The sequence below is a fragment of the Erwinia sp. QL-Z3 genome (assembly GCF_004551645.1).
GTDB lineage: Bacteria > Pseudomonadota > Gammaproteobacteria > Enterobacterales > Enterobacteriaceae > Erwinia > Erwinia billingiae.
Window position 1 is genome coordinate 2,544,416 of sequence record NZ_CP037950.1, and the last position, 16,104, is coordinate 2,560,519.

A 16,104-nucleotide genomic window follows, 5' to 3' on the forward strand; every position below is an offset into this window, starting at 1 on the left:
GGCGGTTTTTTTATGGCTGCGATGCGGATTGAGGATAACTCACCGGCACCCGACTTGAGCGATCTGTCGCCTGCTCGATACGCTCTAAGGCAGCGTCATAAGGGCACAGCGTGCCCACCTCGGTGCGTTTGCAGCCGTCGGGGTGCCATTCCGTGGTCAGCAACGGATCGCTGGCGCTGATGGGCGTCAGCTGGCGCAGTTGATCCAGGCTTTGCGACTGAAAGTAGACCCGGAGAAAACGCTTACCGAGATTATCGCGCCAGCGTTCAAACACCAGGCTGCCGCCGGGCGGCAGATTGCCTCGTGGATAATCGCCCTGTTGCCAGCTGAAGTGCAGCAGCGTGCGCAGGTAGGAGAGGTTGATATCGCTGGCGACGAACAATAGCCAGCGCACGTCGGGTGGCGCATCCTGCGACTGAGAGGTTTGCAACGCTTTGGCAATCTGATCCAGCAACACCGAGCCGCCCCGGCGTGCGGCGGAAGGCAAATCGTTGGTGAAATCATATTTCGCCGTCAGCAAAGGCAGTAATGCGCTGACCCTGGCCGCGGTATCCGCCTGGCCAAACGCCACCTTGCTCAACGGCTGATTCTCACTCCAGGCTAAGCGGATGCTTTCTGCCATTGCCGCCAGGGTATCCAGCCCCTGGATAGCGATGCCGCCATTCGACCAGACGTTCAGTGTCCAGGGCCGATCGAATGCCGGGCACGGCTGGCCATGCTGGCAAACGGCGTGTTTAAGGGCGTCAATTTGCGGTTGCAGACGCTGCTGCGCCTGTTCGGGCGTGCCGCCCAGTGCGTCCAGCGCTTCCTGCTTATAGCGGGCCTTTTGCGACTCACTGACTTTGTCCGAGGGGAAGGCAAACAGCGCATCGTCTTTGTTCAGCGCATGCACCGGAACGCCGCAGCCAGGGAACGCGGCCGCAGACCAGGCTTCTGCACTGGCCTGGGTGCGCTGCAACGGACTGGAACGGATATAGACGTCGCCAGGGGATGGGCAGCCGGCTTTTAGCACGCCCAGCTGGCGATAGCGCCCGGCTTCATAGCGGGCCTTCAACCAGACGGCGGTGTAACCGTGGCCGGTCAGGTTGCCGTCGGCCGTTAACCAGCGCGGCCAACTGCGCTGTGTGCCCGCTTCAATGGACTGACGATCGCCCGGGGTGGGCGGCCGCACGCCATGGCGGCTGACTTCGACCACTTTTTCCAGCGTGTAATCTTCTGCTTTCGCCGCGGCGCACGGGCTGAAGACCCCGTACAGGACAGAAACCATCAGGGTGGTCACAAGGGAGAGTTTAGCGTCCATGTTTTCCTTTGCTTAGCGTTGAGTCAGGGGCGTGCCAGGCCCCTGACATTAACGCAATCGTCAGGCCATTGAAACCGTGACGCTGCGGGCCAGGCTACAAATTGTTGCCCAACGCAATGCTGCTGCCCAGATCGGTAAGATGGTGGGTGTCGTAGTAAAGCGGCAAGCCTTTACTGGCAATCAGACAGCCTTTTTGCGTGCATAAATTCTCTTTCAAATTGAGCACTTTCACCCCCGGCTGCGCATAGGCGCCGAGGATTTTATTGACTTTATCTTCCGTCAGATGAAAACGCAGCGTGCGGTCGGCAGCCGTATTTACGCCGGAACCGTTGCTCAGCCACGCGTTAATTTTCGCCCGTAGCGGGATATTCTGGGTAATGCTGTAACGCAGCGGATCGATATCCAGACTTGGCACATCTTCCACTATTGTCACTTTCTTATTCGCCGCGCGTAATAGTTTTACCGCATTACCCAGGCCCTGATCGAGCGCCAGATAATTATCCTGTTGTTTTCCATCGATTGAGCGATAGCCATAGCCGGGAATTAATGAAAAGCCGGATGACCAGAATGCGGTAATCACCACTTCGTCGACCTTGTCACTGAGTAACGTTTTCATCACTTCTTTATTAAAGGCGGTGCACTGGTCGCCCTGTTCAGGATGATCCAGCATATAGCGGCTGCTGCCAATCAAAAATGGACAGGAGGATTTGGTCATCTGGAATAAGGGCTTTTTATTTTTTAAGGCATATTGCGCGACGGCCGAGCGCAGCGCCGCAGCATGGCTGTCGCCCACCAGTGCCACAGCCGGCACCGCTATCGCAGGCATACACAGACTGTTGGTTGACGGCAGGTTGGCACCATAGGTTAACAGGCAGGGATTGGTTTCCGCCTCGACCTTAAACAGCTCACCGTTGTTCACCAAATCATTAACGCGATATTTCAGTCCGCCGGTCATATAGATAGAAACGAATGACAGAATACCGACCACGCATAACATGGCGTAGGACGTTATAATGCGCTGCTGCGGCTGAGCCGGACGCCGGAACGGCTTCTCGACAAAGTACCAGGAAAAGGTGGCAATCAGCAGTGCGCCAGCGCTGATGGATAATCCCTGCACCACGCTTAAAGGATCGTTCGCGCTGATACGGGCCAGGCTCAGTAACGGCCAGTGCCACAAATACCATGAGTAGGAAACCTTGCCGATAAATACCATCAGCGGGTTTTCCAGCAGAGTCTGATGCAGGCGGTTATGGGTAAGAATAATCAGCACCGCGCCGACCACCGGCATCAGCGCGAGGAAGCCGGGAAAAGCACTCTCTTTATCGAGGAAAAACACCGGTAGCAGGATTAACAGCAGGCCCGCCAGCGTCAACGGCACGCCTTTGCTGCCGGTCACCGGCTGGTTGCGCCACAGAGCCAACAGCACCCCTGCGCCAAGCTCCCACGCCCGGGTGTGCAACAGGTAAAACGCGCTGTTGCCGTTGATTGGGGTGATGATAATGCCCGCGACCAGCGAGGCCAGACTGAGGGTAACAATGACCGCCTTCAGTGAAAATCGTAACCGGTGGGCAATAATCATCAACGCCGGCAGCACAAAGTAAAATTGCTCTTCAATGCCCAGCGACCAGGTCATCAGCATCGGATTGAGGTCGGCGTCAGGATTAAAGTAATCAATGCCTTTCAACAGCATGACGTTGGGAACAAACAGCAATACGGCGGTGACATACTTTGCCAGATCGCGGAATTCCAGCGGTGACAAAATGCTGTAACTTAATGCGGTGATGCAAAACAACATAAAGAACAGGGCGGGGGCAATACGGCGGATGCGTCGAACGTAAAATTGATAAAAAGTGAAGGTATTATTGCTTATTTCTCTGGAGATAATGCTGCCAATTAAAAATCCAGAAATAACAAAAAATACGTCAACGCCAATAAATCCGCCCGATAACGCGCCAACGCCAGAGTGGAACAGAACCACCAGCAGGATCGCAAGGGCCCGCAGCCCGTCAATGTCTTTACGATAGGAAAATAGATGCACACTCTTCATGGTCACAGATCCCAAAAATACGCAGTATTGCCGTTAATAAAAAAACGAAAATAACCACTGATTACCCCACACGCGGTACTGACGTCTGTCAGGCCACCTGAGGAGCAAGCCGCGATGAATAATTGGACTAATTTTCATATCAGGCTATGGCAATACGCAGGGATTTCCAATACGGAGAAACAAATATAGATATTCCTGAGGGAATTATCTCAAAACGACCGGTGTTAATTTCGGCTAAGCAGAGGGGAACTAACAATTAAGTGAAAAAAATGGTGGGCCGCAGAAATGAAAAAGGCCCGCCGAAGCGAGCCTTTTCGACAGCGGACGCTATTACAGCTTAGCTGCGTTCGCAGACAGGTATTTAGCAACGCCGTCTGGAGACGCGCCCATACCTTCTTTTCCTTTTTCCCACTGAGCCGGGCACACTTCGCCGTGCTCTTCGTGGAACTGCAGCGCGTCAACCATGCGCAGCATTTCGTCAACGTTACGGCCCAGTGGCAGATCGTTAACAACCTGGTGGCGAACCACACCGGCTTTGTCGATCAGGAATGAACCGCGCAGTGCAACGCCAGCGTCCGGATGTTCGATACCGTAGGCTTTCTGCACTTCACGTTTGATGTCAGCAACCATGGCGTATTTCACTTCGCCGATGCCGCCTTTTTCGATTGGGGTTTTGCGCCATGCGTTATGCACAAACTCAGAATCGAAAGACACGCCGACAACTTCAACGCCGCGCTTCTGGAATTCTTCGTAACGCTTGTCAAAAGCAATCAGTTCAGAAGGACAAACGAAGGTGAAATCCATTGGCCAAAAGAACACAACGGTGGCTTTACCAGCGGTGTGTTTTTTAAAGTTGAAGTTCTCAACGATTTCACCGTTGCCCAGCACAGCTGCGGCAGTAAAATCTGGGGCTTGACGAGTTACCAGGACCATGTTCACTCCTGTAGAGAGAGGTGGGTTAATGAGACGAATCGCCTGCAGTATAAGAGCGATGTCGGGACAGGTGCCAGCGTAAAACGCTGATTGTTCAGATAGGTAAAACCTATCAAAAAATTAAAATGCTTAAAGCAGCCTCATACAATAACCGTTTTCGCCAAAAGGGCAAGCGGCAAACGTCTCACCCGGCTTTTACAGCGCTCTATGCACGGCTTTATCCATCATACGCGGATAAAACTGCCAAAAAAAATCTTCAAGTATTTGATAATTATCAATAAAGTCGTCGAACGAATCTTCCAGCGCGGCCAGGCGTGGGCGACGACTGGCCATGCCCCGCAGTACCGGCTGCAGGTAATCGGCGTCGGCGTACTTCTCCATCCAGCGATCGGACCATAAATAACGGTTAAGATTCTGGAATCGCTCGGGTGTCGAGGCTAATTCGGGCGCGATCACAGATTTTGCCTGAGCCAAAAAAGCTGGCAAGGAAATTTCCGGAACGATTTTATCCCAGTTTCGTGACAGAAAATGATCCCAGATTACGTCGAGGGTGATGGGGGAAACGCGACGGGTTTCGGCACGGAAAAAGTCACGCGCAGCGCGGACTTCGGGCAGCGCGTCGGTCATCACATCAATGCGACGATGATGCAAAATGCCCTCGGCAACCGGCGTCGGCCAGTCGTTATGCGGATTACCCCGCACAAAATCGGCCATCAGATTGCCCAACAGGGAGCTTTCGGCCAGCGAGGCCAGGTGGAGATGCGCAAGAAAGTTCATCCGGGGAGTATATCGCCTAATCCCCTGGTGGTGTAGTTGCGTTAGCCGGTGCAGGAACGCTGGATGAATGCGCCTCTGACAGGACTCCGGAGGTGTTCCCGGCGCGTGCGGCATTAGATTGTTTAGAAATGGCGGGATTTCAGCTAGAATGTGCGCCCTGATTTCCCAACAGTGAATGACCATGCGCGTTGCCGATTTTTCGTTTGAGTTGCCCGAATCTTTGATCGCCCATTATCCGCAGGCCCAGCGCAGCGGATGTCGTCTCCTTTCCCTTAACGGGCCGGACGGCGAGTTGTCTCATGGCATCTTTACGGATTTGCTGGATAAGCTCACCCCTGGCGACCTGCTGGTGTTCAACAACACCCGCGTCATTCCTGCGCGCGTGTTTGGTCGTAAAGTCAGCGGCGGAAAAATTGAAGTGCTGGTTGAGCGCATGCTCGATGACCATCGCGTGCTGGCCCATGTGCGGGCGTCGAAAGCGCCTAAGCCGGGTGCAGAGTTACTGCTCGGCGATGATGAAAGCGTCAAAGCGACGATGGTTGCCCGCCACGATGCGCTGTTTGAACTGCAGTTTGACGATGAGCGCGCGGTGCTGGATATCCTCAATGCGGTGGGGCACATGCCGCTGCCGCCTTATATTGACCGTCCTGATGAAGACGCTGACCGTGAGCTGTATCAGACCGTCTACAGCCAGCGGCCAGGTGCTGTCGCTGCGCCAACGGCCGGCCTGCATTTCGATCAGCCCATGCTCGACGCGCTGCGTGAAAAGGGCATCGAAACGGCCTTTGTCACCCTTCACGTTGGGGCAGGGACCTTCCAGCCCGTGCGGGTGGACAGCATTGAAGACCACATTATGCATGCGGAGTATGCCGAAGTGCCGCAGGATGTGGTGGATGCGGTGCTGGCCTGTAAAGCCCGTGGCAACCGCGTGGTGGCCGTAGGCACCACTTCCGTGCGTTCGCTGGAAAGCGCCGCGCAGGCGGCTCAGGATGCGCTGATCGCGCCGTTCTTCGACGATACCAAAATCTTTATTTTCCCCGGCTACCAGTATCAGGTGATTGATGCGCTGGTGACCAATTTCCACCTGCCGGAGTCCACGCTGATTATGCTGGTCTCGGCGTTTGGGGGTTACCGCAATACGATGCACGCCTACCAGCAGGCGGTGGCAGAGCAGTACCGATTCTTCAGCTACGGCGATGCGATGTTTATCACCCACAATCCCGAGGCTGTTACCGAGCAGGTTGGCGAATAACATCCAACCGGCAGTATCCTCAGCCGTGCACCCTGTGCGGCTGTTAACACTTAACATCAGACTGTATCTCTGGTGGAGGCAACGTGAAGTTCGAATTAGATAAAACTGACGGGCGCGCGCGCCGTGGCCGTCTGATCTTCGATCGCGGCGTGGTGGAAACCCCGGCGTTTATGCCCGTGGGCACCTACGGCACGGTAAAAGGCATGACGCCGGAAGAAGTGATTGATACCGGTGCACAGATCATCCTCGGCAACACCTTCCACCTGTGGCTGCGTCCTGGCCAGGAAGTGATGAAGCTGCACGGCGATCTGCATGACTTTATGAACTGGAAAGGCCCGATCCTTACCGATTCCGGCGGCTTCCAGGTGTTCAGCCTCGGCGACATCCGTAAAATCACCGAAGCCGGCGTGCACTTCCGCAACCCGATCAACGGCGATGCGATCTTCCTCGACCCGGAAAAGTCGATGGAGATCCAGTACGATCTGGGTTCTGACATCGTGATGATCTTCGATGAATGTACCCCCTATCCTGCTGACTGGGATTACGCCAAGCGCTCGATGGAGATGTCACTGCGCTGGGCGCAGCGTAGTCGCGATCGCTTTGATTCTCTTGAGAATAAAAATGCGCTTTTCGGCATAATCCAGGGTGGGGTTTACGAAGATTTACGAGATGTCTCGGTAAAAGGGCTGGTAGAGATTGGCTTTGATGGTTACGCTGTGGGCGGCCTGGCGGTCGGTGAGCCAAAAGAAGATATGCACCGTATTCTGGAGCATGTCTGCCCGCAGATCCCGGAAGACAAACCCCGTTACCTGATGGGCGTCGGTAAACCTCAGGATCTGGTGGAAGGCGTACGTCGCGGAATCGATATGTTCGACTGCGTGATGCCTACCCGCAACGCGCGCAACGGCCACCTTTTTGTGACCGACGGCATCGTAAAAATCCGTAATGCGAAGTATAAAGATGACACCGCAACGCTGGATGCGGAGTGTGATTGCTACACCTGTCGCAATTACAGCCGTGCCTACTTGCATCATCTTGATCGTTGTAACGAAATACTGGGTGCGCGTCTGAACACCATTCACAACCTGCGCTATTACCAGCGTTTAATGGCTGGTTTACGTCAGGCGATTGAAGACGGTAAGTTAGAGCACTTTGTGACTGAATTCTACGACCGGACGGGTAACACGGCTCCGCCACTATCCGTTTGATAATTAAACAATGAGGGAAATTTAATGAGCTTGTTCATTTCTGACGCAGTGGCAGCAGCTGGCGCGCCGTCTCAGGGAAGTCCTTATTCACTGGTTATTATGCTGGTGGTTTTTGGTCTGATTTTCTACTTCATGATCCTGCGCCCGCAGCAAAAACGCGGTAAAGAGCACAAGAAGCTGATGGACTCCATCTCTAAAGGTGATGAAGTGCTGACCACCGGTGGCCTGGTTGGCCGCGTCACCAAAGTGGCTGACACCGGTTATGTTGCTATCGCGCTGAACGAAACTACTGAAGTGGTAGTTAAACGTGACTTCGTGGCTGCCGTTCTGCCGAAAGGTACGATGAAGGCGCTTTAATTTTTTGTTTTCCCTAAGGGAACTGCCGTGTTAAACCGTTATCCTTTGTGGAAGTACATCATGCTGATCGTCGTGTTACTCGGCGGCCTGCTGTACGCACTTCCCAACCTGTATGGTGAGGATCCGGCCGTTCAGATCACTGGTGCGCGCGGAAGCGCCGCCAGTGAGCAGACGCTGGTTCAGATCCAAGATGCCTTGAAGCAAGATAATATCCAGAGCAAATCCATTGCACTGGAAAATGGCGCAATTCTGGCGCGTTTCGCAAACGGTGACGTGCAGCTGCGTGCCCGTGATGCCATTACCAAAGTGTTGGGTGAAGACTTCGTTGTCGCGCTTAACCTTGCTCCCGCAACGCCAACCTGGCTGACCTTGCTGGCCGCAGAGCCGATGAAACTCGGTCTCGATCTGCGCGGCGGCGTACACTTCCTGATGGAAGTCGATATGGATACCGCTCTGGGTAAACTCCAGGAGCAGAACATCGATAACCTCAGAAGCGATCTGCGTGACAAAAACATTCCTTATACCAACGTTCGCAAAACCGACAATTACGGTCTGGAAATTCGTTTCCGTGATGCCGCGTCGCGTGATGCTGCCGTCAGCTATCTGTCGGACCGCCATCGTGACCTGGTGATCAGCGGAACCAGCGGTAATACGCTGCGAGCGGTGATGACTGACGATCGTCTGCGTGAAGCCCGTGAATATGCGGTTCAGCAGAACATCAATATCCTGCGTAACCGTGTTAACCAGCTTGGCGTAGCCGAACCACTGGTTCAGCGTCAGGGTTCCGATCGTATTGTGGTTGAGCTGCCTGGTATTCAGGACACGGCCCGTGCGAAAGAAATTCTGGGCGCGACCGCCACGCTGGAATTCCGTCTGGTGAACACCACTGTTGATCCAACCGCTGCGGCTAACGGCCGTGTTCCGGGTGATTCGGAAGTGAAAAACACCCGTGACGGTCAGCCAGTGACCCTGTACAAGCGCGTGATCCTGACCGGTGACCACATTACTGACTCCACGTCGAGCCAGGATGAGTACAACCAGGCACAGGTGAACATCTCGCTGGACAGCGCGGGCGGTAACATCATGTCCAACTTCACCAAGGATAATATCGGTAAGCCGATGGCAACGCTGTTTGTGGAATACAAAGACAGCGGTAAGAAAGATGCCAACGGCCGTGCGATCCTGGCGAAGCAGGAAGAGGTGATTAACGTTGCGAACATCCAGTCCCGACTGGGTAACAGCTTCCGTATTACCGGCATCAGCAACCCGAACGAAGCCCGCCAGCTGTCACTGCTGCTGCGTGCCGGTGCGTTGATTGCGCCAATCCAGATTGTTGAAGAACGTACCATTGGTCCAACCATGGGTGCGCAGAACATCACTCAGGGTCTGGAAGCCTGTCTGTGGGGCCTGATCGCCTCTATCGTGTTTATGGTGGTTTACTACCGTAAGTTCGGTGTGATCGCCACCTCGGCGCTGGTGGCTAACCTGGTGCTGATTGTTGGTATCATGTCGCTGCTGCCGGGTGCAACGCTGACCATGCCGGGTATTGCCGGTATCGTGTTGACGCTGGCGGTTGCGGTGGCTGCGAACGTACTGATTAACGAGCGTATCAAGGAAGAGATCAAGAATGGACGTTCCATTCAGCAAGCTATCCATGAAGGCTATAAAGGCGCGTTCTCCAGTATTGTCGATGCCAACGTCACCACGCTGATCACTGCAATTATTCTGTATGCGGTGGGCACCGGGTCAATCAAAGGCTTTGCAATTACTACCGCGATTGGCGTCGTGACCTCGATGTTTACCGCCATTGTCGGTACCCGTGCCCTCGTCAACCTGTTGTACGGCGGCAAACGCATCACCAAGCTGTCTATCTGAGGAGTGCGTTGTGGCACAGGACTATACCGTTGAACAACTGAACTACGGGCGTAAAGTTCATGACTTTATGCGCTGGGATAAAGTGGCCTTTACCATTTCAGCTCTGCTGCTGATCGCGTCCTTCGCGATCATGGGACTGAAAGGGTTTAACTGGGGCCTGGATTTTACCGGCGGAACCGTTATTGAAATCACCCTGGAGAAACCAGCGGATATTGACAGCCTGCGCGGTGCGCTGGAGAAGTCAGGATTCGTCGATCCTCAGGTACAGAACTTCGGCAGCAGCCGTGACGTGCTGGTGCGTATGTCCCCTAACGAGGGCAATGCGGGCCAGGAGCTGGGTAACAAGGTGGTGAGCATCATCAACCAGGCCAGCGAGCAGAACGCCACGGTTAAGCGTATCGAATTTGTTGGGCCAAGCGTGGGTAGCGATTTGGCGCAGGCTGGCGGCATGGCGCTGCTGGTGGCGCTGATTGCCATCCTGATCTACGTCGGTTTCCGCTTTGAGTGGCGACTGGCGTTAGGTGCGGTGCTGGCACTGGCGCATGACGTGATCATCACCATGGGTATCCTCTCTCTGTTCCATATTGAGATTGATTTAACCATCGTGGCGTCACTGATGTCGGTTATCGGTTACTCGCTGAACGACAGTATCGTGGTATCGGACCGTATTCGTGAAAACTTCCGCAAGATCCGTCGCGGCACGCCTTACGATATCGTTAACGTCTCGCTGACGCAGACGTTAAGCCGTACCATCATGACCTCGGCGACCACGCTGATGGTGGTGCTGATGCTGTTTATCTTCGGCGGCGCACTGCTGGAAGGCTTCTCGCTGACGATGCTGATCGGGGTGTCTATCGGGACCGTTTCCTCTATCTACGTGGCTTCAGCGCTGGCGCTGAAACTCGGCATGAAGCGTGAGCACATGCTGCAGACCAAAGTAGAAAAAGAGGGTGCCGATCAACCTTCGATTATGCCGTAAGCTGTGACGTTACGATGAGAAAGGGCCGCGAAAGCGGCCCTTTTTTTATGGCGCGGTGGCCGGTTTTGGCGCGTCTTGCAACACGATATCGTGAACCCTGATATAGCCCAACTGCTCAGGGGTGATATTGCTCAGGCGTAAGGGCACGGTAACTTCACTGCGCGCCAGCAGCGAGTCTTTCACCATCAGTGACTGACTCTGGCTGTCGACCTGCAGCGGTTTACCGGTGGTGGGATCCATTTCGCCCCATTCCACCTGCGCGGTAAAGGCCGGTATGGTGTTATCCGCTGCCGAGCGGATGTGCAGAATGGCACGGGTGCCGTTAGCGTCGCCTTCAATCTGGCTAAGGGAAAGGCGGACTTCGCCAGCCTGGCTCTTCAATGCCACTGCCGTTTTGGTGGCGGGCAGCAACCAGGCTCCCTGGTTTAAGGTACTGTTCAGCATGTTCTGCTGTTCAAGGCTGGCAGCCTGTTGAGTGAGCTGCTGCATTTCAGTATTGAGTTTACCGACCTGATTATGCAGTTTGTTCAGCTCTGGCTGCTGCTTGGGTGCTGCACAACCCGCCAGCATCAATGCTGCAACCAGCAGCAGAGGTTTTTTCTTTAAGTCTTTCGCCATACCCGCTCAGAGCTCCTTGCCGTCAATTTATTCTGGAATGCGCAATGTCTGCCCGGGATAAATTTTATTCACATCAGACAGCATCGGCTTGTTAGCTTCAAATATCTTATTGTATTTATTAGCATCGCCATAGACTTCTTTCGAAATGGCGCTCAGCGTGTCGCCTTTTTTCACCGTGTAGAAACGGGCTTCCGTGGCGGGTTGCTCCACGTTTACGTTGTCTTCCACTGCGGTGATGCCGGCGACGTTACCGACAGCAATCAGCACTTTCTCTTTCAACTCCTGTGAAATGGCATCGCCACTGATGCTGACTTTGCCGTCGGCAACCTTCACGTCAATCTTGTCGCTGCCGGGCAGGTTGAGCTTGGTGATGTGCTCCTGCAGCTTTTTGTTCTGGTCATCGCCTCCGGTGACGGAGTCCCACAATTTCTCACCTGCTTCTTTTACGAAGTTAAACAATCCCATATATCCTCCGGTTTATCCTTGGTTAGAGAAGAAATAACGCTATACAACCTGCTTATTATAGCGGGTAAGGCGTTAAGCCACGTCAGGACACGCGCAGGTTCTGAGCGGCGAGGCAACATTCGCCAAAGGCACGGAAAGGGCGATGACGTTATTTTGTTAGTAGCCACTTCGCGCTACACTGTGGGCCAATTTCCAGGATTATCAGGAATTATCATGCATTGCCCGTTCTGTTCTGCTGTGGATACCAAAGTGATCGACTCCCGTTTGGTTGGGGAAGGCACTTCGGTGCGCCGTCGTCGCCAGTGTCTGGTGTGCCATGAACGTTTTACCACCTTTGAGGTGGCCGAACTGGTGATGCCTCGGGTCGTTAAAAGCAATGATGTCCGCGAACCCTTCAATGAAGACAAGCTGGCCAGCGGCCTGATGAAAGCGCTGGAGAAGCGTCCGGTCAGCTCTGACGATGTGGAAAATGCCATCAGTCATATCAAAAGCCAGCTGCGCTCCACCGGCGAGCGTGAAGTGCCGAGCAAAATGATCGGCAATCTGGTGATGGATGAGCTGAAAAAACTGGATAAGGTGGCCTATATTCGCTTTGCCTCCGTCTACCGCAGCTTTGAAGATATTCGCGAGTTTGGCGAAGAGATTGCCCGTTTACAGGATTAAACCATGAGCGATGAAATCTGGATGGCGCGCGCCCTTGAGCTCGCCCGCCGTGGCCGGTTTACCACCACGCCCAATCCGAATGTCGGCTGCGTGATTGTCCGCGATGGCGTGATGGTCGGCGAAGGCTACCATTTTCGCGCCGGTGAACCGCATGCTGAAGTCCACGCGCTGCGGATGGCTGGCGATAAGGTGAAAGGGGCAACGGCCTATGTCACCCTTGAACCCTGTAGCCACCACGGGCGGACGCCACCTTGCTGTGATGCGCTGATTGCCGCCGGCGTCAGCCGGGTTATTGCAGCGATGCAGGATCCCAATCCGGAAGTGGCCGGTCGCGGGCTATATCGCCTGCAGCAGGCGGGCATTGAGGTCAGCCATGGGCTGATGATGCAGGAAGCAGAAGCGCTTAATCGCGGCTTCCTGAAGCGGATGCGAACCGGTTTCCCGTGGGTGCAGCTGAAGCTCGGCGCCTCTCTCGATGGCCGCACGGCGATGGCCAATGGCGAAAGCCAGGGGATCACCTCAGCAGAAGCCCGCCGCGACGTTCAACGCCTGCGCGCCCAGAGTTCGGCTATCCTCAGCACCAGCGCCACCGTATTGGCCGATAATCCGTCGTTAACCGTGCGCTGGCAGGATTTTGCCGCGGATACCCAGGCCGCGTATGCCGAAGCGGATCTGCGCCAGCCGGTACGGGTGGTGATTGACAGTCAAAATCAGGTGACGCCTGAGCACCGTTTGATTTCCCAGCCCGGTGAGACCTGGCTGGCACGCCAGCAGGCAGATAACCTGAACTGGCCGGAGAACGTGGAGCAGTTCCTCGTTCCGCGCCATAATGACCATACCGATTTAGTGTCGCTGATGATGCTGCTGGGTCGCCGACAGATCAATACGGTCTGGGTGGAAGCCGGCGCAAAACTGGCCGGCGCACTGCTTACCGCGGGCGTCGTGGACGAGTTGATTGTCTATATGGCACCGAAATTACTGGGAGATAATGCACGCGGTCTGTGCCATTTACCGGGCATAGCACATCTTGCTGACGCTCCCGCCTTCACCTTCAGCGATAGTCGCCAGGTTGGGCCCGACATTCGCCTGACGCTGACGCCTGACTCTTAGCTTTTAAAAGCGGAGCAGAGCGGTGAAGAGTATGATAGAATCCGCCCCCCTGCGGGGCCATAACTGAACCCTGAAAGGAAGATTATGAACGTTATTGAAGCTGCTGTTGCTACTCCTGACGCGCGCGTTGCCATCGTCATTGCGCGTTTCAACAACTTTATCAACGACAGCCTGCTGAGCGGTGCCCTTGATGCGTTAAAGCGCATCGGCCAGGTGAAAGATGAAAATATCACCGTGGTGTGGGTGCCAGGCGCCTATGAAATGCCAATGACCGCACGTGCGCTGGCTAAAGCCGGTAAGTACGACGCTGTTGTCGCCCTCGGAACCGTTATTCGTGGCGGGACTGCCCACTTCGAATATGTCGCTGGTGAAGCCAGTTCTGGCCTGGCCAGCGTCGCGATGAACAGCGATATTCCGGTCGCATTTGGTGTCCTGACGACTGAAAACATCGAACAGGCCATTGAACGTGCCGGAACCAAAGCGGGTAATAAAGGCGCAGAAGCTGCCCTGACCGCACTAGAAATGATTAACGTATTGAAAGCCATCAAAGCCTGATTTTAAGGGGAATTTCGTGAAACCTGCTGCTCGTCGCCGCGCCCGTGAATGTGCTGTCCAGGCGCTTTACTCCTGGCAGTTGTCTAAAAACGACATCTCTGATGTCGAATATCAGTTTCTGGCGGAGCAAGACGTCAAAGACGTTGATATCAGCTACTTCCGCGAGTTGCTGGTAGGCGTTGCAACCAACAGCGCATACCTGGATGGCCTGATGAAGCCGTACCTGTCGCGTCAGCTCGAAGAGCTGGGCCAGGTAGAAAAAGCCATCCTGCGTATCTCGCTGTTTGAGCTGAGCAAGCGTGCCGATGTTCCCTACAAGGTGGCCATCAATGAGGGCATTGAGCTGGCGAAAGTGTTCGGCGCCGAAGACAGCCATAAGTTTGTCAATGGCGTGCTGGATAAAGCCGCTCCCTACATCCGCCCCAACAAGAAGTAATCCTCCAAGGCCGGTCTGACCGGCCTTCTTCATTTTTCAAACTCGGAACGCATAGTATGGCATGTGGCGAATTCGAACTTATCGCGCGTTATTTCGATCGTGTGACAAGCTCCCGTCGCGATGTGGAAAAGGGCATCGGCGACGACTGCGCATTACTGACGCTGTCTGAAAAACAGACCCTTGCTATCAGCACCGATACGCTGGTAGAAGGCGTTCACTTCCTGCGTGATATCCATCCTGCCGATCTGGGCTATAAAGCGCTGGCGGTTAACCTCAGCGATCTGGCTGCAATGGGCGCCGATCCGGCCTGGCTGACGCTGGCCTTAACCCTGCCATCCGTCAACGAAGCCTGGCTGAAGGACTTCAGCGACAGCCTGTTTGAGCTGCTCGACTACTACGATATGCAGCTGATTGGCGGTGACACCACGCGTGGGCCGCTGAGCCTGACGCTGGGCATTCATGGCCTGGTGCCGCAGGGCAGGGCGCTGAAACGTTCAGGTGCCCGTCCCGGCGACTGGATCTACGTCACCGGCACGCTGGGCGACAGTGCCGCAGGCTTAGCGCTGCTGCAACACCTCGTGAAGATTAACGATCCGGTGGCGCATGAAATGCTGATCAAACGCCATCTGCGTCCGATGCCACGTATTTTGCAAGGACAGGCGCTGCGCGACCTGGCCAGTTCGGCGATCGATCTGTCCGATGGGCTGATTTCCGATCTGGGTCATATCCTGAAAGCCAGCGACTGTGGCGCCAGACTGAATCTGGAAGCCTTGCCGCTTTCTGAAGTGATGAAACTGCACTTCGAGCCAGAGCAGGCGATCCGCTGGGCGTTAAGCGGTGGCGAAGATTACGAACTGTGCTTCACCGTGCCGGAGATTAACCGTGGCGCGTTAGACGTGGCGCTGGGGCATTATGGCGTGCCGTTTACCTGTGTGGGTCAAATCGCCCCACAATCCGAAGGCTTGGTGCTGTTACAGGACGGCAAGCCCGTCGAAAAAGACCTGAAAGGATTTGACCATTTTGGCCGCGAATAAGGATGTGGCGAAAAGCCGCCTGAAAATGAGCAACCCCTGGCATCTGCTGGCCACCGGTTTTGGCAGCGGGCTCAGCCCCTATGTCCCGGGCACCATGGGCTCGCTGGCTTCGATCCCGTTCTGGTATCTGATGACCTTTTTGCCGCAGGATATTTACTCGCTGGTGGTGATGTTCGGTATCTGTATCGGGGTCTATCTTTGCCACCGCACGGCGAAAGATATGGGCGTTCACGATCACGGCAGCATTGTCTGGGATGAGTTTATCGGCATGTGGATTACGCTGATGGCGATCCCGGTCAACAGCTGGCAGTGGGTGTTGGCGGGGTTTGTGATCTTCCGTATTCTGGATATGTGGAAGCCGTGGCCAATCCGGTGGTTCGATCGCAACGTGCACGGTGGCATGGGGATTATGGTCGACGATATCATCGCCGGTATTCTCTCCGCGGGCATTCTCTATTATGCCGGGCTGCATTTTACGTTCTGAACCGCGTGTTC

General features: G+C 54.9%; 17 protein-coding genes. 11 read left to right on the forward strand and 6 right to left on the reverse strand.

All coding sequences use genetic code 11. The features are described from left to right. Positions 1 to 10 precede the first annotated feature (10 nt). From E2F51_RS12310 to E2F51_RS12325, 4 genes are all read right to left on the reverse strand, one after another. Complete coding sequence (locus E2F51_RS12310) at positions 11 to 1,300, reverse strand: histidine-type phosphatase (protein ID WP_134823581.1); 1,290 nt, start codon at positions 1,298 to 1,300, stop codon at positions 11 to 13. 94 nt (positions 1,301 to 1,394) lie between these two features. Further along, entirely contained in the window at positions 1,395 to 3,347 is a 1,953-nt protein-coding gene (locus E2F51_RS12315; RefSeq protein ID WP_134823582.1) for an acyltransferase family protein, read from the reverse strand. 330 nt (positions 3,348 to 3,677) lie between these two features. Beyond that, positions 3,678 to 4,280, reverse strand: a complete 603-nt coding sequence (locus E2F51_RS12320; protein ID WP_013201007.1) for a peroxiredoxin C — start codon at positions 4,278 to 4,280, stop codon at positions 3,678 to 3,680. Positions 4,281 to 4,475: 195 nt separating this feature from the next. Beyond that, positions 4,476 to 5,057: an ACP phosphodiesterase gene (locus tag E2F51_RS12325; RefSeq protein ID WP_134823583.1), complete on the reverse strand. Its 582-nt coding sequence runs from the start codon at positions 5,055 to 5,057 to the stop codon at positions 4,476 to 4,478. Between the two features lie 181 nt (positions 5,058 to 5,238). Here E2F51_RS12325 and queA point away from each other — a divergent pair, with 181 nt between their 5' ends. The 5 genes from queA (at position 5,239) to secF (ending at position 10,728) form a co-directional block, all read left to right on the forward strand. Next, positions 5,239 to 6,309, forward strand: a complete 1,071-nt coding sequence (gene queA, locus E2F51_RS12330) for a tRNA preQ1(34) S-adenosylmethionine ribosyltransferase-isomerase QueA (protein WP_134823584.1) — start codon at positions 5,239 to 5,241, stop codon at positions 6,307 to 6,309. Positions 6,310 to 6,392: 83 nt separating this feature from the next. Then, positions 6,393 to 7,517: a tRNA guanosine(34) transglycosylase Tgt gene (gene tgt, locus E2F51_RS12335; protein WP_013201010.1), complete on the forward strand. Its 1,125-nt coding sequence runs from the start codon at positions 6,393 to 6,395 to the stop codon at positions 7,515 to 7,517. 24 nt (positions 7,518 to 7,541) lie between these two features. Continuing rightward, a complete protein-coding gene (yajC, locus tag E2F51_RS12340; RefSeq protein WP_013201011.1) occupies positions 7,542 to 7,874 on the forward strand; it encodes a preprotein translocase subunit YajC in 333 nt (110 codons plus the stop codon). 27 nt (positions 7,875 to 7,901) lie between these two features. Beyond that, positions 7,902 to 9,749 carry a protein translocase subunit SecD gene (gene secD, locus E2F51_RS12345; protein ID WP_134823585.1) on the forward strand — a complete coding sequence of 616 codons (1,848 nt, stop codon included), beginning with the start codon at positions 7,902 to 7,904 and terminating at the stop codon, positions 9,747 to 9,749. 10 nt (positions 9,750 to 9,759) lie between these two features. Continuing rightward, on the forward strand, positions 9,760 to 10,728 hold the full coding sequence (gene secF, locus E2F51_RS12350; protein WP_013201013.1) for a protein translocase subunit SecF: 969 nt from the start codon (positions 9,760 to 9,762) through the stop codon (positions 10,726 to 10,728). A 45-nt stretch (positions 10,729 to 10,773) separates the two neighbouring features. Here secF and E2F51_RS12355 read toward each other — a convergent pair whose 3' ends face one another. Next, entirely contained in the window at positions 10,774 to 11,346 is a 573-nt protein-coding gene (locus E2F51_RS12355) for a DUF3251 domain-containing protein (protein ID WP_134823586.1), read from the reverse strand. A 27-nt stretch (positions 11,347 to 11,373) separates the two neighbouring features. Continuing rightward, positions 11,374 to 11,811: a peptidoglycan-binding protein LysM gene (lysM, locus tag E2F51_RS12360; protein WP_134823587.1), complete on the reverse strand. Its 438-nt coding sequence runs from the start codon at positions 11,809 to 11,811 to the stop codon at positions 11,374 to 11,376. A gap of 213 nt (positions 11,812 to 12,024) precedes the next feature. Between lysM and nrdR the strand changes: the two genes are divergently transcribed. The 6 genes from nrdR to pgpA all read left to right on the forward strand — a co-directional run bounded on the left by nrdR (position 12,025) and on the right by pgpA (position 16,093). After that, complete coding sequence (gene nrdR, locus E2F51_RS12365) at positions 12,025 to 12,474, forward strand: transcriptional regulator NrdR (protein ID WP_013201016.1); 450 nt, start codon at positions 12,025 to 12,027, stop codon at positions 12,472 to 12,474. Between the two features lie 3 nt (positions 12,475 to 12,477). Then, the gene (gene ribD / locus E2F51_RS12370) at positions 12,478 to 13,584 is read left to right on the forward strand and encodes a bifunctional diaminohydroxyphosphoribosylaminopyrimidine deaminase/5-amino-6-(5-phosphoribosylamino)uracil reductase RibD (RefSeq protein ID WP_134823588.1); all 1,107 of its coding nucleotides are present in this window, start codon (positions 12,478 to 12,480) and stop codon (positions 13,582 to 13,584) included. Between the two features lie 84 nt (positions 13,585 to 13,668). After that, complete coding sequence (gene ribE / locus E2F51_RS12375; RefSeq protein WP_013201018.1) at positions 13,669 to 14,139, forward strand: 6,7-dimethyl-8-ribityllumazine synthase; 471 nt, start codon at positions 13,669 to 13,671, stop codon at positions 14,137 to 14,139. 16 nt (positions 14,140 to 14,155) lie between these two features. Next, a complete protein-coding gene (nusB, locus tag E2F51_RS12380) occupies positions 14,156 to 14,575 on the forward strand; it encodes a transcription antitermination factor NusB (protein ID WP_013201019.1) in 420 nt (139 codons plus the stop codon). A gap of 56 nt (positions 14,576 to 14,631) precedes the next feature. Next, positions 14,632 to 15,609 (forward strand): thiamine-phosphate kinase, encoded by a 978-nt coding sequence (gene thiL / locus E2F51_RS12385; protein ID WP_013201020.1) that lies wholly within the window; start codon positions 14,632 to 14,634, stop codon positions 15,607 to 15,609. Continuing rightward, positions 15,587 to 16,093: a phosphatidylglycerophosphatase A gene (gene pgpA / locus E2F51_RS12390; protein ID WP_041691923.1), complete on the forward strand. Its 507-nt coding sequence runs from the start codon at positions 15,587 to 15,589 to the stop codon at positions 16,091 to 16,093. The genes thiL and pgpA overlap by 23 nt, the downstream gene beginning before the upstream one ends. Positions 16,094 to 16,104 lie beyond the last annotated feature (11 nt).